The 18,300-nt window shown below is 65.2% G+C and carries 18 protein-coding genes; 8 read left to right on the plus strand and 10 right to left on the minus strand.

What is annotated here, in order from left to right:
* Positions 1 to 63: 63 nt before the first annotated feature.
* Positions 64 to 579 carry a GNAT family N-acetyltransferase gene (locus HU752_RS21340; protein ID WP_186675635.1) on the minus strand — a complete coding sequence of 172 codons (516 nt, stop codon included), beginning with the start codon at positions 577 to 579 and terminating at the stop codon, positions 64 to 66.
* 136 nt (positions 580 to 715) lie between these two features.
* Here HU752_RS21340 and ybiA point away from each other — a divergent pair, with 136 nt between their 5' ends.
* Positions 716 to 1,270, plus strand: coding sequence for a riboflavin biosynthesis intermediates N-glycosidase (ybiA, locus tag HU752_RS21345; RefSeq protein ID WP_186675634.1), 555 nt, complete (start codon positions 716 to 718; stop codon positions 1,268 to 1,270).
* 72 nt (positions 1,271 to 1,342) lie between these two features.
* Here ybiA and HU752_RS21350 read toward each other — a convergent pair whose 3' ends face one another.
* Both HU752_RS21350 and HU752_RS21355 read right to left on the minus strand, forming a co-directional pair.
* Complete coding sequence (locus HU752_RS21350) at positions 1,343 to 2,296, minus strand: sensor domain-containing diguanylate cyclase (RefSeq protein WP_186675633.1); 954 nt, start codon at positions 2,294 to 2,296, stop codon at positions 1,343 to 1,345.
* Positions 2,297 to 2,299: 3 nt separating this feature from the next.
* Positions 2,300 to 3,292, minus strand: a complete 993-nt coding sequence (locus HU752_RS21355) for a response regulator (RefSeq protein ID WP_186675625.1) — start codon at positions 3,290 to 3,292, stop codon at positions 2,300 to 2,302.
* Positions 3,293 to 3,588: 296 nt separating this feature from the next.
* Between HU752_RS21355 and HU752_RS21360 the strand changes: the two genes are divergently transcribed.
* On the plus strand, positions 3,589 to 5,418 hold the full coding sequence (locus HU752_RS21360) for a serine hydrolase domain-containing protein (protein ID WP_186675623.1): 1,830 nt from the start codon (positions 3,589 to 3,591) through the stop codon (positions 5,416 to 5,418).
* A gap of 6 nt (positions 5,419 to 5,424) precedes the next feature.
* Here HU752_RS21360 and HU752_RS21365 read toward each other — a convergent pair whose 3' ends face one another.
* Positions 5,425 to 6,720, minus strand: a complete 1,296-nt coding sequence (locus HU752_RS21365; protein ID WP_186675620.1) for an ATP-binding protein — start codon at positions 6,718 to 6,720, stop codon at positions 5,425 to 5,427.
* Positions 6,721 to 7,428, minus strand: a complete 708-nt coding sequence (locus tag HU752_RS21370) for a winged helix-turn-helix domain-containing protein (RefSeq protein ID WP_186675617.1) — start codon at positions 7,426 to 7,428, stop codon at positions 6,721 to 6,723.
* A gap of 366 nt (positions 7,429 to 7,794) precedes the next feature.
* Between HU752_RS21370 and HU752_RS21375 the strand changes: the two genes are divergently transcribed.
* The gene (locus HU752_RS21375) at positions 7,795 to 8,244 is read left to right on the plus strand and encodes a GNAT family N-acetyltransferase (protein WP_186675614.1); all 450 of its coding nucleotides are present in this window, start codon (positions 7,795 to 7,797) and stop codon (positions 8,242 to 8,244) included.
* A 37-nt stretch (positions 8,245 to 8,281) separates the two neighbouring features.
* Here HU752_RS21375 and HU752_RS21380 read toward each other — a convergent pair whose 3' ends face one another.
* Positions 8,282 to 9,265: a GlxA family transcriptional regulator gene (locus HU752_RS21380; RefSeq protein WP_186675611.1), complete on the minus strand. Its 984-nt coding sequence runs from the start codon at positions 9,263 to 9,265 to the stop codon at positions 8,282 to 8,284.
* 108 nt (positions 9,266 to 9,373) lie between these two features.
* Between HU752_RS21380 and inhA the strand changes: the two genes are divergently transcribed.
* Together inhA and lhgO are read left to right on the plus strand one after the other, a co-directional pair.
* Positions 9,374 to 10,060, plus strand: a complete 687-nt coding sequence (gene inhA / locus HU752_RS21385; RefSeq protein WP_186675609.1) for an isonitrile hydratase — start codon at positions 9,374 to 9,376, stop codon at positions 10,058 to 10,060.
* 134 nt (positions 10,061 to 10,194) lie between these two features.
* Entirely contained in the window at positions 10,195 to 11,388 is a 1,194-nt protein-coding gene (gene lhgO, locus HU752_RS21390) for an L-2-hydroxyglutarate oxidase (RefSeq protein ID WP_186675608.1), read from the plus strand.
* A gap of 17 nt (positions 11,389 to 11,405) precedes the next feature.
* Here the strand turns inward: lhgO and HU752_RS21395 are convergent, their stop codons facing one another.
* From HU752_RS21395 to HU752_RS21405, 3 genes are read right to left on the minus strand one after another with little or no spacing between them, the layout of a single operon-like run.
* The gene (locus tag HU752_RS21395; protein ID WP_437182269.1) at positions 11,406 to 11,729 is read right to left on the minus strand and encodes an AtuA-related protein; all 324 of its coding nucleotides are present in this window, start codon (positions 11,727 to 11,729) and stop codon (positions 11,406 to 11,408) included.
* On the minus strand, positions 11,726 to 13,078 hold the full coding sequence (locus tag HU752_RS21400) for an acyclic terpene utilization AtuA family protein (RefSeq protein ID WP_186675605.1): 1,353 nt from the start codon (positions 13,076 to 13,078) through the stop codon (positions 11,726 to 11,728). Before HU752_RS21400 ends, HU752_RS21395 begins: the two co-directional genes overlap by 4 nt.
* A 16-nt stretch (positions 13,079 to 13,094) precedes the next feature.
* Positions 13,095 to 14,387, minus strand: coding sequence for a CitMHS family transporter (locus HU752_RS21405; protein ID WP_186675603.1), 1,293 nt, complete (start codon positions 14,385 to 14,387; stop codon positions 13,095 to 13,097).
* Positions 14,388 to 14,520: 133 nt separating this feature from the next.
* Between HU752_RS21405 and HU752_RS21410 the strand changes: the two genes are divergently transcribed.
* Positions 14,521 to 15,465 carry a LysR family transcriptional regulator gene (locus HU752_RS21410; RefSeq protein ID WP_186675601.1) on the plus strand — a complete coding sequence of 315 codons (945 nt, stop codon included), beginning with the start codon at positions 14,521 to 14,523 and terminating at the stop codon, positions 15,463 to 15,465.
* Here the strand turns inward: HU752_RS21410 and HU752_RS21415 are convergent.
* On the minus strand, positions 15,418 to 16,332 hold the full coding sequence (locus HU752_RS21415; protein ID WP_186675599.1) for a LysR family transcriptional regulator: 915 nt from the start codon (positions 16,330 to 16,332) through the stop codon (positions 15,418 to 15,420). The two genes, HU752_RS21410 and HU752_RS21415, sit on opposite strands and share 48 nt — an antisense overlap.
* Positions 16,333 to 16,441: 109 nt before the next feature.
* On the opposite strand from HU752_RS21415, the gene HU752_RS21420 reads away from it, so the two are divergent.
* Positions 16,442 to 17,527, plus strand: coding sequence for a TauD/TfdA family dioxygenase (locus tag HU752_RS21420; protein ID WP_225920050.1), 1,086 nt, complete (start codon positions 16,442 to 16,444; stop codon positions 17,525 to 17,527).
* Positions 17,528 to 17,531: 4 nt separating this feature from the next.
* The gene (locus HU752_RS21425) at positions 17,532 to 18,296 is read left to right on the plus strand and encodes a sulfite exporter TauE/SafE family protein (RefSeq protein WP_186675597.1); all 765 of its coding nucleotides are present in this window, start codon (positions 17,532 to 17,534) and stop codon (positions 18,294 to 18,296) included.
* Positions 18,297 to 18,300: the final 4 nt, after the last annotated feature.

The raw sequence follows: 18,300 nt of genomic DNA on the forward strand, positions 1-18,300 counted from the left end.
CTGCCTTCAGATCACTCCGTTCTCCAGCGGTCAACGCTCGATGCTGGCTTGCCTCCTCGCCCCCTACCCCTTCAACCGCAACACCATCGCACACCGCAACCCTGCCTCATGCCCCGCGTCCACCTCATGCTGCAACTGCGCCACATGCTCTTCTCCCAAGCTCGCCGCCTCGACCTCGACAAACCCCAGCCGGGTATAGAACGGCGCGTTCCAGGGCAAATGCCGGTAGGTGGTCAGGCTCGCCGTCGCGAACAGTTCGGCCCGCGCATGGGCAATGGCCGCCGCCATCAGGCCGGCCCCCAGCCCCAGCTTCTGGTGCCCGGCGTGCACCGACAACTCGACGATGAAGAACGAACGATCCATTGTTTCTGCCGCGAGGAAACCCACCGGCTGGTCGTTGGCATTGGTGGCCACCCACAGCGTGTGGTGACGACAAAGCTGTTCCAGATAGTCCGCCGGCAGCGGCTCGCCCTCGGCCACCCAGGCCAACCCGACTTCGCGGAAGATGGACGCTGCAGAACGCTCGACTGCCGCCAGGGCGGGAATATCGTCAGGACGTGCGGGGCGGATGGCTGGCATGGGAATCTCGGGCTCGCAGACAAAACGCCAACCATAGCAAAACCACACCCGGATTGAGCCACCCCTTGCCTCTCCGATCCCCCTCAGACCATCGTGGTAAGCTTTGCGCCCCTATTCCGCCGCCAAGGAGGCACACGTGTCCGACTCCATCCACCTGGACAACCTGCGCTCGCGCTTCAACGCCGGCGAAGCCCTGAAATACGTGTTCTTCTGGGGCCACCAGCGCAACAAGGACACCATCACCGCCAGTTGCTTCAGCCAGTGGTACAACGCCGAGTTCGTCGTCGACGGGCAACGCTACCTGACTGCCGAGCATTTCATGATGGCCGAGAAAGCGGCCCTGTTCGACGACCAGGACATTCGTACCCAGGTACTGCACGCCCCGACACCCGGCGCCGCCAAGGCCCTTGGCCGTCAGGTACGGGGCTTCGACAACCAGCAATGGCTACAGCACCGCTACGAGATCGTCGTGAAAGCCAACCAGGCCAAGTTCTCGCAGAACCCGGAGCTGGGCGACTTTCTCCGCGGCACCGGCTCGCGCATCCTCGTCGAGGCCAGCCCGGTCGACAACATCTGGGGCATCGGCCTCGCCCAGGACGCCCCGCAGGTGAACGACCCCAACACCTGGCAAGGGCTGAACCTGCTGGGCTTCGCGCTCATGCAGGTGCGCGACGAGCTCGATCAGGCCTAAAACGCCTGGAAGTGATCGATAACGTGCGCTTCGAACCTGAAGGGTGCGAGAACATCGGTCGCCTGGCCGCGCCTACTCGTACACCGTCACACAGTTACGCCCGGCCTTCTTCGACTGATACAGCGCCTGGTCCGCCCAGGCGATCAGATCGGCGTGGGTGACCGAGGGGCGACTGAGGTCGGCCACGCCCAGGCTGATGGTGAAGCGGATGCTCACCCCTTCGTGCACCACTTCCTGTGCCTCGACCGCCTTGCGCAGTCGCTCGGCGAAGAACCGCGCGCTGGCCTTGTCGGTGTCCGACAGCACCACGCCGAACTCTTCACCGCCATAGCGCCCGGCCACGTCACTGTCGCGCACATGCTCGCGCAGCACCTGGGCCACCCGCTCGATGACCTTGTCGCCCGCCTGGTGGCCGTAGGTGTCGTTGACCTTCTTGAAGTGATCGATATCGAACATCACCAGGCTGGTCGGGTTGGCATGACGCTGGTTGCGCGCATAGGCCACCTTCAGGCTCTCCTCCCAGTGGCCGCGGTTGTACAACCCGGTCAGCCGGTCGGTGCTGGAGAGTTTCTTCAATTGCGCGTTGACCGCCTGCAACTGGTTGCGGTTGGTGGCCACGTCGGTCACGTCGTAGATCACCAGGCAGATGTGGCGGATCTCGCTGTCGGTGGAACGCAGCGCCAGGAAGGTGGTGTTCTGGTACATGAAGTCTTCCTGGCCGGTGACCGGCTGGTAGTTCTTGAACCGCACCAGGTAGGGCCGCTGCTCCCAGATGGTGAACGCCGGCGTGCCGAGGGTGGCGACGCTCTCGACCTTGCGGCTGAACCACTCGCGGTCGACCTCGGGAAACAGCTCGAAGAACGAACGGTTGTGCGCCTCCCCTGGCTGCACCCCGGAGCGGTTCTCCATGAAGGTGTTCCACACCTGCACACAGTAGTCGCGATCGAGCACCACCACGCCGACGTCAATGCTCTGCACGATCGCCAGCAGCCAGTGAAACTCGTTCAGATCGATGTGATCGCTCATGGCTCAGCTCATCAGGTAGGCGAGTTTATGGGTCAGGCGCTCGATCGAGTCCTCGGTGAACAGCAACAGCAGGTCGAAATGGATATCGTGCCCTTCCAGGCTGTAGCTGATCTCCACCGCCAGGGTCTTTTTCCAGCGCTGGCTGTTGATCCGGATCAGGTCCTCGATGGCCGCGTGTTGCCCGAGAATCTGCGGGTGGCCCTGGGAGAACACCACGTCGATCTGCTCGGCAATGCTGCTCAGGCAGGCGCCGATCAGCACGCTCGACAGGTCCAGCAGCATCTCCAGGTCCGAGTACTCGGGGCCCTGGCGCCGCATCAGCTGGGCCATGTCGGCGATTTCCGAGTCATGGAACATCAGCAGCGCCTCACCGGCGATACCACTGCCGACAAACCCCTGGCAGATGGCGGTGAGCCGTTGGCAACTGCCGGCATCGGCCAGCGCCATGTGCAGCTCACCGACTTCGAGGATGTTCACGTTAGGCACCGGCAGTTGCACGAACACCCCGAGCACCTTGGCAATCAGCGCGGCCGCCCGGCCGATGGCGACGTTGACCGTCTCGCGAAAGGCATCGCGAAAGCTGATGGGCGCATCCGAGGCCGGGCGCAGTGGCGCCTCATCCGGCGCGTCGAGCAACCCCAGTTCAGCCAGGGTGCGACGCAGCGCCTCCTGTTCGAAAGGCTTTTGCAGGAACGCCAGGGCCCCCAGCGCGCGGACCCGGCGCACCGCCTCTTCCTGGACGTCACCGGAAATCACGATGACCTGGGCCTCAAGCCCCTCGGCACGCATGGCCGTCAAGACCTGGTAGCCATCCATCTCCGGCATGGTCAGGTCGAGCAGCACCACCTGGCCCAACCCCTTGCGTATCGCCTCGAGCCCCTGGCGTCCGTCACTGGCCTCGGTGATCGAGACCGGCCAGTTCGCCGGCAGCGCGCGCAGGACCTGCTTGCGCGCCATGCTGGAGTCATCACACACAAGTAAGGGAATCACTGGCACAGACCGGCGCTCTTCTTATTAGGGATCAGGGAAAACATTAGTGGCATGATGCCATGAAATTGACATAAAACACGGATCATCGAGGGATTAATGAGAACCACGTCGAATAATTTGTCAGGGTATCGCTGGCAGAGGACTCAGGGAATGCCCTAGATCAAAACTTCGACACCCACCATCAACCGGACAAAAACGTCGCGCCTTAACACTCTTTGACACTTTTTCGACAAACCACTCACAGACCCACAAGGCCTTGCTGCCTAGGATAGGTGACCCCTTCTCCCTGTCCCTGGTGCTCCATGTTCCGCTCGTTCTGCACGCTCCTCCTGATCGGCTTCCTGCTGGGCAGCACGGGGTGCAACGGCCAGCCTCCGGCGGCACCGCCGACCCTGGGAAAAGGCGACTACAGCGGGATCATCCGCTATCTCCAGGAGCGGATCCCCGAGGAAATGGCCGAGCAGAAGGTGCCGGGGCTGTCGATTGCCCTGGTGTCCGGACAGGAAGTGATCTGGGCTCGGGGCTTCGGTTACGCCGACAAGGAAGGCGGCGTGCGGGTCACCAACCACACGGCGTTTCGCGCTGGCGCCCTATCCAAGCTGCTGACCGCCAGCGCTGCACTGCAACTGGTCGAGCAACAGAAGCTCAAGCTCGATGCTCCAGTACAGGACACGCTCAAGGAATTCCACGTCCGTTCGCGCTTTCACGAGCGCCAGGAAGATGCCGACCAGGCCGTGACCCTGCGCCGCCTGCTCAGCCATCAATCCGGCCTGCCCGGCGAGTACCTGCGCGACCTGCGCACGCCCTCGGCCCTCGACCAGCTGCCGCAACGGGTCTCCGGCCTGTGGCTGAGCAACCCGCCCGGCCGGCAGGTGGCCTACTCCAACCTGGGCTATGCCCTGGTCGGTGCCGCCATCGAACGCAGCAGCGGCCAGACCTTCGAGAACCAGTTGCAGAAGACCCTGTTGCAGCCGCTGGGCATGAGCCAGTCCAGCTTCATCGGCGACGGCGACATGCTGCCCTTCCGGGCCCAAGGCTATCGCAACGGTTCGCCCCAGCCGGACAGCGCCATTCGCGACCTTTCCGCCGGCGGCCTGTGGACCAGCCCGCGGGACCTCAGCCACTACGTGCAGATGCTGTTCGCCGACGGCATCTACAAGGACAAGCGCATCATGGCCACGCAGTCGATCCGGGAGATGTTCCGCCAGCAGAACGTCGGCAACGCCCTGGACTTCGACTGTCCGATGGGCCTGGGCTGGTTCCTCTCGCCCTGCGGCGACGAGACGGTCAGCCCGGGTATACGGACCTTCCAGCACAGCGGTTTCAGTGGCGACTTCGTTTCGCAGATCAGCCTGCTGCCGGACCAGAAACTGGCGGTGATCATCATGGCCAACTCCGACACCAGCGCCGACCTGGTCGCCTCGCTGACCACCCGCTCGTTGCGCATGATGCTCCAGGCCAGCGCCGGGGACGCCGCCTGTACCGAAGAATGTGAAGAAGACCAGGCCGTTCTCGGCAGCCACCGCACGGTGCCCAGCGCCGTCGACCGGCAGCGCCTGGCCGGGTTCTACGCCACCTACTCCGGCGTGTTGCGCATCCGGGATGAAAACCAGCGGCTCTACGCCGACCTCGGAGGGGAACGCTTCGAACTGCTGCGCGATGAACAGGGTTGGCTGCGTGCCGAGAAAAAACGCCTGGGGCTCTGGCCAGTGGACCTCGGCGAACTGGGCCGGCTGCAACTGGACCTGACGACGGTACAGGGCCGGCAGATCCTGCTGGCGCGCAGCCACGGGCAGCTGATCCCGCTCGGCGAGCGGGTCGACCCGGTGCCGTTGCCCAAGGGCTGGCTGAACACCGTGGGCGACTACCAGGTGATCAACTCCGACGAGCCCGAGGCGGCCCTGAGCGGCGTGAGCATTCGGGTCGAAGATGGTTTCCTGTTGATTCGCGGACGAATCGAACAGGAGGAACTGACCGAGTTCATCCTCCTGCCGATCGACAACGCGCATGCGACGGTAGCGGGCAACGGCCTTGGCCTGGGCGACACGATCAGCCGCCAGGTGCTGGGCATCAGTGCCCTGGGCTATCGCTTCAAGCGTGCCAGCAACACCACCCCGACCTTGATCTTCTAGGGTGGGCTATGAAGAGGCTTCGGTATGCGCCCAGGTCATGCGAAACGACGCCCCGCCCCATTGCGAATCGCGGACCTCGACGTGCCCGCCGTGCCACTGGGACACCCGCCGCACCAGCGCCAGGCCCAAGCCGAAACCGCCCGTGCGGCGATCCCGACTGGCATCCAGGCGCAGGAACGGTTCGAAAATCTTCAGGCGCCCTTCCGGCGGCACCCCCGGGCCATCGTCACAGACCACCACCTGGTATTCATCACCCTGGCGCGTCAACGACACCCGCACCCGTCCCTGCGCATAACGAATGGCATTGCGCAGCAGGTTGATCACCGCCCGAGCCATGAACCGCGGCTCGATGCAGACGGTCTCGACGTCGCAGGCGGCGATCGTCAACTGCACGCCGGCCGCCTCGGCCTCCAGCGCCACGCTGGCCACCACGCTGTCGAGCCAGCTCTGCGCCTGGATGAGCTGGCGCCGGCTCTCCCCGGCACCATGCTCGAGGCTGGCGTAGGTCAGCAGTTCGGAGACCATGTCTTCCAACTCGCCGAGGTCGGCGTACATGTCACCGATCAGCTCGCCCCCCAACTGCGGGTCGATATGCTGGCGCAACTGGTCCAGCTCGAACGACAGCCGCGCAATCGGCGTGCGCAGCTCGTGCGACACCGCATTGGTCAACTCTCGCTGGTTGGCGATCAGCCCCTCGATACGCGCCGCCATCTGGTTGAAGTGCTCGGCCAGCTCATGGATGTTCGAACGCCTGGGCAGATGCGCCCGGGCCCCCAGGTCGTTGTTGCCGAAACGCTGGGCCGCCAGGCGCAGTTGCTCCAGGTCACGCCAGTGCGGGCGCACCCAGAAAAACAGGGCAATCCCGACCATCAGGCCAAGCATGATGTAGGCGGCGATGGTGTACGGCACGGTCAGGCTCGGCTCGGGTGGCAGCTTGATCATCAGCAGTTGCGAGCCGTCGTCGATCCGCGAGATGAACTGAGTGAACTCGTCGCGCACCACCAGTTGATTGGAGGCCAACAGCGCCTGTTCCCGGGCATTGAGGTTGAGCGTATCGGTTTCCACCAGGGCCAGGGTCAGGCCGTAGTGTGGCTTCCATTCCAGCAACTGCTGCTCGCGCCCGGCCCGGTCCAGCGGGCGCAGGTCCTTGACCAGCGCATAGGCCTGGCCCCGCACCGACTCGCGATTGAGGGCCTCGGTCGGGCCGTTGAGCAACTCGGTGAAGACATAGTCGACCGAATAGATCGCCCCCCCGAACCCCAGCGCCAACAGGAAATACAGACGCAGGAACAGACGCAGCATCTAAAGCTCCCAGCCAAACGGATTGAACAGGTACCCCTTGCCCCAGATGGTCTTGATGCACGCCGGTTCCCGAGGATTGTCATGCAGTTTGCTGCGCAGCTTGCTGACATAGACGTCGACGCTGCGGTTAAGGCCGTCGAAGGCGATCCCGCGCAACTGGTTGAGAATGTCGTCGCGCGAGAGCGTTTCACCGGCCGCGTTGGCCAGCAGCCAGAGCAGTTCGAACTCCATGGTGGTCAGCTCGATCACCTCGCCCGACAGGCGCACCTCGCGACAGCTGCGATCGATACTCAGCCGACCGAACTCCAGCGTTCCGCGCGCCATGGCATCCGGTGCCTGGCGACGCAGCAACGCACGCAGCCGGGCCAGCAGCACTGGTGGCATGATCGGCTTGATCACATAGTCGTCGGCGCCCGACTCCAGGCCGAGGATGTGGTCAAGGTCATCCTCGCGCGCCGTCAGGATCACGATCGGCGTGTCGGCGATCGCGCGGATGTCACGGCAGACCTGCAGGCCGCTCTGCCCCGGCAGCATCAGGTCGAGCACGACGATCCGCGGCCGGAATTCCTGGAAAGCGGCCAGGGCGACATCGCCGCGATGCACCGTACGCACCTCGAAACCATGCTGGGAGAGGAACTGCGAAACCAACGCGGCAAGCTTGAGGTCGTCTTCAACCAGCAAGACTCTACTCAATGGCGAACTTTCCATAAGTGACAATCTGTAGATATATAAAGTGCGCGCATTATAAGCGCGCCATTGCGAACAAATTCCAGTTCCGCAACAAATAAATTATTCACGCCAATTATCACTATACAAACTTTTACAATCTTCAAACTTTTTAACAATTACCCGGGCTTTTCAAGTAACGGCCTGTCACGCGACAGCACCTCCCGGACTTGCCGGGCGCTGGAAAAACTGCTCAAATCCGCCCTCCTTCAATCTGGCAAGCCCTGTTGTCGTGTCGCCCAGGCGTTGATTCGCGCGGCGTCCGGCCCGGTAGCGCCCACTCGACCCGTCGTCGCCGCCCAAGGCTGGCGCGCCGACACTCCGTCCACAGTCCTCGATTGAAAGACCATGACTATTCGACAAAGAATCCCCTCCGACAACCTCGCCCTGAGCGAACTCTGGTTACGCTCCGTACGGGCCACCCACACTTTTCTCGGCGAAGCCGATATACAGGCGTTGTATCCACAAGTGCGCGACCTGTACTTGCCCGCCGTGCAAGTCTGGGTCGAAGAAAACCCGGACGGCCGTCCTGCCGGATTTATCGGCATCGACCAGGACAAAGTCGAAATGCTGTTCATCGAGCCCGAGCAACGCGGCCAGGGTATTGGCACCCGCCTGCTCGATTTCGTACGCCAGCGTTGCGGTCCGTTGAGCGTTGACGTCAACGAGCAAAACCCCGAGGCCCATGGTTTCTATCGACACTATGGTTTCCACGATACCGGTCGCTCGGAAACGGACGGCCAGGGGCAACCGTTTCCCCTGATTCACATGGCCCTCGCGCCGTCATCGAACCGCTGACGCGCCCGAGCGTTCCCGCCCTGCGCGGGAACGCTCATCAGGCCGGTTGCACCCGTACCGAAAAGCGCTCGCGATAGGCCTGTGGCGTCACGCCCATGGCCCGCAGGAAACTGCGGCGCAACGTCTCCTCACTGCCGAACCCGCACCGCGCGGCGATCCGCTTGATCGGCGTGGCGGTATCGCTGAGCAGCCGACGCGCGCCTTCCACCCGGATATTCTCGACGGCGCGAGCCGGCGTCTGGCCCGTCTCCTGGCGGTAATGCCGGACGAAGCTGCGTTCACTCATGCCCACCTGCTGCGCCAGCACCGGGATCGACAGGTCCAGCGCCAGGTGCTCGGCAATCCACGCATGCAGATCGCCAAAACGGCTGGTGGTCTTCTGCAGCGACAACGTGGCACTGAACTGCGACTGCCCGCCCGGGCGCTTGAGAAACACCACCAGGTGCCGGGCGACCTCCAGGGCCATCGGCCGCCCGAGGTCCTGTTCCACCAGCGCCAGGGACAGGTCGATGCCGGCGGTCACCCCGGCGGAGGTCCAGACCGGCCCGTCATTGATGAAGATCGGGTTGGGCTCGACCTGCAATTGCGGGAAGCGCTCGGCCAACTGCTCACAGCGGGTCCAGTGGGTCGCCACCCGCCGCCCATCCAGCCAGCCGCTGGCCGCCAGCAGGAATGCCCCGGTACACACCGACGCCACCCGCCGCGCGCAGGCCGCCTGCTGGCGTACCCAGGCCACCAGTTCCGGGTCCTCGGCGGCCGCATAGGTGCCCCAGCCACCGGCAATGATCAGGCTGTCGCAGGGCGTGCCCGGCGCGGGCAATGGCGCCGCGACCAGCGCCAGGCCCGCCGAACTCATGATTGGCTCGGCCTGGGCCGCGATCACCCGCGGCGCGTAGGGCTGCGGCAGGCCCTGGGAGCGGGCCAGGTCATTGGCCGAGGCAAAGACCTGCAACGGCCCAGTGACGTCGAGCACCTGCACGTTGGGAAAAGCCAGTATCTCGATGCTGCGCGGTGTGTTCATGGCGATTGGCGTAAAAAGTGGGCTGTATGGCGTACTCGCCAAATCCTACGAAACTAGAGTGAAAGCGTCTACGTACACCTGACCTTTTCTCTGCAAGGAGCTTTCGCCATGACGCTGCACATCGGTTTCCTGCTGTTTCCCAACGTCCAGCAACTGGACCTGACCGGCCCCTACGACGTGCTCGCGTCGCTGCCGGGGGCCAAGCTGCACCTGGTCTGGAAGGATCTGGAACCGGTGAAGTCGAGTACCGGCCTGGTCTTGAGTCCCACCACCCGTTTCGACGACTGCCCGCCGCTGGACGTCATCTGCGTGCCGGGTGGTGCCGGGGTCGGGGCGCTGATGGAAGATCCCGAAACCCTGGGCTTCATTCAGCAGCAGGCGGCACAAGCGCGCTATGTGACGTCGGTCTGCACCGGCTCGCTGGTACTGGGCGCCGCCGGCCTGCTGCGCGGACGCAAGGCCACTACCCACTGGGCCTACCACGACATGCTGACCACCCTCGGCGCGATTGCCGTGCATGACCGTGTGGTGCGCGACGGCAACCTGCTGACCGGTGGCGGCATCACCGCCGGGATCGACTTCGCCCTGACCCTGGCCAGCGAGCTGGTCGGTGCCGATGAAGCCCAACTGATCCAGCTGCAACTGGAATACGCCCCGGCCCCGCCATTCAACGCCGGCAGCCCGGAGACCGCACCCCAGTCGGTGCTCGATGCCGCCCGCCAGCGCGTGGTGGAATCGCGCCGCCTGCGGGGTGAAATCACCGCCCGCGCAGCCGAGCGCCTCGGCCTGCACTGAGCTCTTCGGCCCGCTCAGGCTTGAGGGCCTCTTCGCGACAGTGCGGCGAAGACGGCCCCAAGCCCTCCCACAAGCGCCCTTTCTCTGGCAACCTGCCGACCAGGCACACCCCAGCGCCAGGGAATACGCGAACCATGATCTACGACTTCTGCATCATCGGCGGCGGCATCGTCGGCCTCGCCACCGCCATGGCACTGCTCCAGCGCCAACCTGGCGCCAGCCTGGTGATCCTGGAAAAAGAGGCCAGCCTGGCCCGCCACCAGACCGGACACAACAGCGGAGTGATCCACGCCGGCATCTACTACGCGCCGGGCAGTCTCAAGGCTGACCTGTGCAAGCGTGGCGCCCAGGCCACCAAGGACTTTTGTCGCGAACACGGCATCCGTCACGAGGTCTGCGGCAAGCTGCTGGTGGCCTCCACGCCACTGGAAATGCAACGGATGCAGGCGCTGTACGAGCGCTCGCAACTCAACGGACTGAAGGTCGAGCGGCTGGACGCCGATGAACTGCGCCGGCGAGAACCGAACATCGTCGGCCTCGGCGCGCTGTTTCTGGATGCCACCGGCATCGTCGACTATCGCCAGGTTTGTGAAGCGATGGCCCGGGTGATCACCGGCAACGGCGGGGAAATCCGCCTGCAGCAGAGCGTCACCGCCATCCGGGAAAACACCGACAGCGTCACCGTCAGCACCGGCGACAGCGTCTGGCAGGCCCGCCGACTGGTGGCCTGCGCCGGCCTGCAGTCCGATCGCCTGGCGACCCTGGCCGGGGTGGCCATCGACCACCAGATCATTCCGTTTCGTGGCGAGTACTTCCGTCTGCCGGCGTCGAAGAACGCCATCGTCAACCACCTGATCTACCCGATCCCGGATCCGGATTTGCCATTCCTCGGCGTGCACCTGACGCGCATGATCGACGGCAGCGTCACCGTCGGTCCTAACGCGGTGCTGGGGCTGGGCCGGGAAAACTACCGCAAGTTCTCGGTGAACTGGCGCGATGTCGCGCAGTACGCGCGCTTCCCAGGGTTCTGGAGAACCCTTGGGCAGAACCTGCGCTCCGGCACCCAGGAGCTGAAGAACTCACTGAGCAAACGCGGCTACCTGGAACTGTGCCGCAAGTACTGCCCGTCGCTGGCGGTCGAGGACCTGCTGCCCTGCGAGGCCGGTATCCGCGCCCAGGCGGTCAGGCGCGACGGCAGCCTGGTGCATGATTTCCTGTTCGCCGAAACGGCGCGCATGGTGCATGTCTGCAACGCGCCCTCGCCAGCCGCCACCTCGGCGATGCCGATCGGCGAGATGATCGCCGAGCGGCTTCTGGGGCCACGCTAGATCATGACACCGCTGGATCAGTCGTCCAGCGGCATGTCCAGCAGGGCCGAGCCCAGGCTCTTGCCATGGGCATCCAGCGCCAGCGAACGGGTCACGCCGCCACGCAGGATGCCCGGCAGCACGAAGTTCAGCGCCTGCACGCCGGGCAACTCGTAGCGCCGCACCGGCGCGGCGTCCGGGTCGCGCAGCTCGGCGAACCAGGCCGCGACCCGCTCCGCCGTCAGCCACTGGCGCAGCCGTGGATAGTCTTCGGCACGGTAGGCGATCACCGAGATGTTCGAGGTGTCGCCCTTGTCGCCGGTACGCGAATGGGCCAGGGCCCGCACATTCAAGCCACTCATTGCCGATCCTCCAGATGCACCCGGGCCACCAGGCTCTCGCGTGGCAACAGCAACGACGCCACCGCCACCACCTGCCGCAAGCTCTTGCTGGCACCGCCGCCGCCCGAGGGGCCATTGGTGTACAGCGTTTCCACTTCATTGCCGACCCGCACCGCATCGACGCGCCGGGCACAACGGGCGGCCACGCGCAGGCGAACCTCCCACGGCTCGCTCGCGGCCCGCTCGCCCAGGCGTTCGCCATGCAACGAGTCGACCCCCATCAGTTCGGCCCGCACCTCGTCCATCTCGACGCCGATGATCCGCAGGCGCTCCAGCACCACCTCACGCGCCAACCGCGCCCGAGCCAAGGCCCCCGGACCGCCATAGGACATCTGCCCCTCGCCGATCCAGCCGTCCAGGTAACCGACCGAGACCTTCAGCGACGCCGGCCGCGGCAGCCCGGTGGCGCCCTGTACCTGCACCCGGTCCGGGCCCTGGTCGGCAAAGCTCACCTGGGAAAAATCCGCGGTGACATCCGGGGTCAGGTAGGCCGCCGGGTCATGCACCTCATAGATCAGTTGTTCGGCGCAGGTCGCCCGGTCCACCCGCCCACCGCTGCCGGCGACCTTGGTGATGATCGCCTCGCCCTGCTCGTTGACCTCGGCCAGCGGAAAGCCCAGGTACGCCAGATTCGGCACGTCCTTGACCCCGGGATCGGCAAAGTAGCCGCCGGTGATCTGTCCGGCGCACTCCAGAAGATGGCCGACCAGGGTGCCGCGCCCCAGGCGCTGCCAGTCATCCGCCGCCCAGCCGAACGCGAACAGCTGCGGGGCGAGGAACAACGACGGGTCGGCGACCCGGCCGGTGATCACCACATCGGCATCCGCCGCCAGCGCCTGGACGATACCCTCGGCGCCCATGTAGGCGTTGGCCGACACCAGCCGCTCGCCCAACTGCGCCACCCGCAGGCCATTATCGAGCAGGCGCTCGGGCTCGGCCTGCAGCGCCGCCAACACGTCGTCACCGGTGACCGCCGCCACCTTCAGCGCCGGCAGGCCCAGCTCGACGGCGATCCGCCGCACCTCCCGGGCCGCGGCCAGCGGGTTGGCCGCGCCCATGTTGGTGATGATCCGCAACCGCCGCGCATTGCCGGCGACGAAGGGCAGCACCCGCTGCATGCGCTCACGCAGCAACGGATCGAAACCCGCCTCGGGATCGCTCAGCCGCGCCTGCTGGGCCAGGGCGATGGTGCGCTCGGCCAGGCATTCGAACACCAGGTAGTCCAGCTCGCCCTTGGCCGCCAGTTCCACGGCCGGTTCGATACGGTCGCCGGAGTAGCCGGCGCCGGAACCGATACGCAAGGTTTTCATTGCAAAGCCCTTCATTTCAAAAGACGCCCAGAAGCAACGCCGTCAAGGTCATCAGCACCGAGGCGGCAAACAGGAATGGAATGGTGAAACGCTGGTGATCGGCCAACTCGATCTTGCACAGCCCCACCAGCAGGAAGGTCGCCGGGGTCAGCGGGCTGACCGGGAAGCCGGTGGTGTGCACCCCGAGCAGGGAGGCCTGGGCCACTTGCAGCGGTTCGACGCCCAGGGCCTTGCCGACCTCGGCAATCACCGGCATCACCCCGAAGTAGAACGAGTCCGGGTCGAACAGCAGGCTCAGCGGCATCGACAGCAGCCCGACCACCGTCGGGATCAGCTTGCCGTGCCCGGCGGGAATCTGCGCCACCGCCACCTCGGCCATGGCCTTGAGCATGCCGGTGCCCTGCATGATGCCGGTGAACACCCCGGCTGCCAGGAGGATGCTGGCCATGGTCAGCGCGGTCTTGGCGTGGGCGTCGATACGCTCGCGCTGGGCATCGACATTCGGGTAGTTCAGGCACAGGGCAACCACGGTGCCGAGCATGAACATCACCACCGGGTCGACCCAGCCGGCGATCATCACCACCATCACCAGCACGGTCAGCAGCAGGTTGGCCCAGAACAGCCGAGGACGGCGCAGGCGCTCTTGCTCGGCGCTGATCACCCGGGTCGGCGCGCTGCCGACCGCGGCTCCGGCGCCTAGGCCCAGGCGGCGCTCCTCGCGCCGGCCCAGCCACCAGGCACTGGCGAACACGAACAGCAGCCCGACGATCTGCACCGGGATCAGCGGCTGGAACAGGTCCGCCACCGGCACGTGCAAGGCCGCTGACGAACGCAGTACCGGCCCGGTCCACGGCAGGAAGTTGACCCCGGCGGCCATGGCCGCGACACAGGCCAGGATCCGCCGGTCGATACCCAGCCGCGTGTACAGCGGCAGCATCGCCGGCACCGTGACCAGGAAGGTCACCGCCCCGGAGCCGTCCAGGTGCACCAGCAACGCGAGCAGCGCGGTGCCAACGACGATCCGGCTCGGCCGGGTGCCGACGGTGCGCAGGATACGGTCGATGATCGGGTCGAGCATGCCGGCATCGGTCATCACGCCGAAGAACAAAATGGCAAAGACGAACATGCCGACCACGGGGGCGACGTTCTTGATCCCGGTAATGATGAAGGTGCTGGTCTGCAGGCCGAAGCCGCCGAGCAGCGCGGCGATGATCGGCAAGGCGATCAGGGCGACCAGGGGCGAGAGGCGCTTGCTCATGACAGCCGCAAGCAGACAGAGAATGGTGACGACACCCAGCGTGGCAAGCATGGGAAGACTCCAGTGAGCCGCCTCGTCAGGTCAGGAACCCGAGAGCGGACGGTTATTGTTTTCCCTGGAGTATTGGAATGCGGTTAAGCTTTGTAAATTGGAATGTTCACCGCCTTGCATTCGGAAAAACAGAATGAAGAACGCCCTCCAGCATATTCGCGCCTTCCTCACGGTCGCCCGCACCGGCAGCTTCACCCGGGCGGCGGATGAGTTGCACCTGTCGCCCTCGGCCCTGACCGTGCAAGTGCAGCAGTTGGAAGACTGGCTCGGCGTCGCCCTGCTCGAACGCAGCCCGCGCCAGGTCAGCCTGACCAGCGCCGGGCAGCAGGCCCGCGACCCCATGGAAAAGCTGCTGCTGGACCTGGATAACATCGTCAGCGGTTCCCGCGACCTGGCCAGCCTGCAGCGTGGCGTGGTGACCATCGCCGCCTTGCCGTCGATCTGCTCCGGCGCCCTGCCACCGGTGCTGCGGGCCTTTCGTGAAGCCTATCCAGGAGTGGAAGTGCGCCTGCGCGACGTGGTGGCCCAGCGCATCGACGCGCTGGTGCGCGAGAACGAGGTCGACTTCGGCCTTGGCGTGCGCGCGCGGCTCAGCCATGGCCTGGACTTCGAGGTGGTGATGGTCGACCGGCTCTGCCTGTTCGTGCCCGAACAGCACCCGCTGGCACGCCAGCCGCGCGTGCGACTGGCGGACCTGAGCGGCCAGCCGATGATCCTCACCGGACGCGACAGCAGCGTGCGCGAACGGGTCGAACAGTTGTTCGACGAGCAGCGCCTGACCCTGGTCCCGGGGCTGGAAGCCAATTACATGTCCACGGTGCTGGCCCTGGTTCGCCAGGGGCTGGGCATGACCCTGCTGCCAGAGTCGGCGGACGACTCGCTCAGCGGTCTGCGGCGCCTGCCGGTGGCACATGCCGGGGTCAGCCGCGAGATCGGCCTGATCACCCGTGCCGGCCAGACCCTGGGCCCGGCGGCGGCGCGCTTCAGTGCGCTGGTCCGCGAGCGTTTCGCCCTTGCCGCAGAGGCCCGCTCAGAGTCGGCTGACGTTGTCGCCGAAGGTCCGGATCAGTTCCAGTAGCATCTTCACCCGCTGCGGCAGGTTGCCAGCGGGGTACACCGCATGCATCTGCGGGTTCTCGCCACTGCTGGAGGTCAGCCGATACGCCGGAAAGACCCGCACCAGCCGCCCCTGCTCCACTTCCGGCTCCGCCAGCCAGTCCGCCAGGCGGGCAATCCCGACCCCGGCCAGTGCTGCCTGAAACACCGCCGCGCCGGAGCTGAAACGAAATTTCGGATGCACCCGGAAGCCGATGGCCTGCTGATCATTACGAAAATTCCACTCCTTAAGAATCCGTGGGGCGGTGTGCAGGATCAGCGAATGACGGTCCAATGCCTCGATTGAGTCGGGCATGCCACAACGCTCCAGATAGGCGGGACTGGCATACAGGTAGCGGGCATAGCTCCACAGCGGAAAACCGATCAGGTCGCTCGATTGCGGGAAGGCACCCCGAATCGAGAAATCCAGCTTGCTGCGGGCCGGGTCGATGGTTTCGTCGGTGAAGACCACGTCGATGTTCACCTGCGGGTAGCGCTCGCAGTACTGGGCAATCAGCCGGGGGATCACACCATGGGCGAGAGACTCCGGCGCCGAGAAGCGAATCCAGCCGTTGGCCAGGCCGCTGATGCCGGCCAGGTCCTCATCGGCTTCACGTTGCAGATCCAGCATTTTGTAGGCATGCGGCAACAGGCGCTCGCCAGCCTCGGTGAGGCTCACCGCGTTGGCCGAACGGTTGAACAGCTTGACCCCGGCGCTCTCCTCGAGCGCCTGAACGGCGCGGGTCACAGCGCTTGGCGAACGGCCCAGGGTGCGCGCGGCGACGATGAAGCTGCGCTTGCGCGCCACCGTGGCGAAGGCCTCGAGCTCGCCCAACATATCCAGTGCCATCACTCACCTCATTGCACTTTTCGCAATGTGGTATTGCAACACAAAAAAGTCCCTTCCGTTAGCCTTCGCGCTTAACCCACAGGGATGTAGGAATAGAGGAGTCAAGGACGTGTCAAAACTGGAAGAGACGGTCAGGAATTCAGCCAGCCAAATCCGCGAGCACAGCCCGCACTGGCTGGTGCGCAATGTGTCGTCACCGACCCTGCAGGCCCTGCCTGAAATCCACCTTTCGTTTACCGAGCAGCGACAATTGCACGCAGCACTTTCCCCCCTGGCCATCCGTGACAGCGCCTCGGGCATCGACAGGATGCCGGCCCTTGCGCAGTTGCTGGAACGTGTCTTGAGTGCCGACAAGCAGCAGGTGCTGCGCGACTTTCCGAAGTCCGAGGCGGTGGCGTTGATCGTCCGCGGCCTGCCGATCGACGCGCAGTTGCCGGCCACGCCCTACGACGACGAACCCGGGATCGAGGACCTGCCGGTGCTGAGCGGCGCGATCCTCGGCGTGCTGGCCGCCCTCGGCACCCGGCCGGTCGGTTATCAGGGCGAAAGCGACAAGACGGTGTTCCGCCACGTTTCGCCCAAACAGGAGCGCGAGAGCGAGGCCAGCTCGTTCGGCTCGCGGGTGAGCCTGGGCATGCATGTCGACAACCCGCACCTGCCGCTGACCTGCGAGCCGGTCGACGGGCTCTCGGCCTGCCCCGAATACCTGAGCCTGACCGGCCTGCGCTGTGAAATGGATGTCCCCACCCGCATCGTCGCCATTCGTGACGTGCTGGACATCCTGCCCGACTTCGTCGAGCAGGAACTGCAGCGGCCGAACTTCAGCATTCGCCGGCCGGAGTCCTTCGGCAAGCAAGGCAACGTGCTGGAAAACGTCCCGCTGCTCTACACACCCGCCACCGGCGGGCTGCACTGCCGCTACAACAAGGCGGCCGTCACCGCTAACACCGCCAACGCCAGCTTCGCCATGCAACTGTTCTCCGCCACCGCCAACCACCCCGATGTCATCCGCCACATCCTGCTCCAGCCCGGTGACCTGCTGATCTTCAAGAACCAGCAGACCCTGCATGCCCGCGACGGTTTCACCCCGCGCTATGACGGGCGTGACCGCTGGATGATCCGGGTGTTCGGGGTGGACGACCCGGCGCGGGTAGTGCCGGTGAATCCGACCCAACCCTTTATCGTCAGAGCCTGATTACATGTTTGATATCGTCATCCTTTGCTGCTTCGCCTTCGCCGCCGGTCTCATCGACGCGGCGGTCGGCGGCGGCGGACTGATCCAGATTCCCGCGCTGTTCAACGTGCTGCCCTCGGCCCCGCCGGCTGCCCTGCTGGGCACCAACAAGGTCGCGGCGGCCGCCGGCACGACCTTCGCGGCACGCTCGTTCGTGCGCAAGGTGGTGATCAACTGGGGCCTGGTGATTCCGGCGGCCGGTGCGGCCTTCGTGATGTCGTTCTTCGGCGCGGCCACGGTCTCGGCCGTGCCGCAGTCGGTGGTGCGCCCGGCGGTACTGGTGATGATCGTGCTGATGGCGCTCTACACCTTCTGGAAGAAGGACTTCGGCGCCCTGCACAAGCCGATGCAGATCGGCACCCGGGAAAAACTGCTGGCCGTGCTGATCGGTGGCGCCATCGGTTTCTATGACGGCCTGTTCGGCCCCGGTACCGGCAGCTTCCTGATCTTCCTGTTCATCCGCTGCTTCGCCTTCGACTTCCTGCACGCCTCGGCCTCGGCAAAACTGGTGAACATCGCCACCAACGTCGCCGCCCTCGTGTTCTTCATCCCGACCGGCAACGTCATGTACCTGATCGCGCTGCCAATGGCCGTGTTCAACATCCTGGGGGCCCTGACCGGCACCTGGCTCGCGGTACGCCGGGGCGTGCCCTTCGTCCGCGCGCTGTTCCTGGTCCTGCTGGTGATTCTGATCAGCAAGCTCTCCTACGACCTGATCAAGCCACTCTGAGGAA

The sequence above is a fragment of the Pseudomonas vanderleydeniana genome, assembly GCF_014268755.2.
Taxonomy (GTDB): Bacteria; Pseudomonadota; Gammaproteobacteria; order Pseudomonadales; family Pseudomonadaceae; genus Aquipseudomonas; species Aquipseudomonas vanderleydeniana.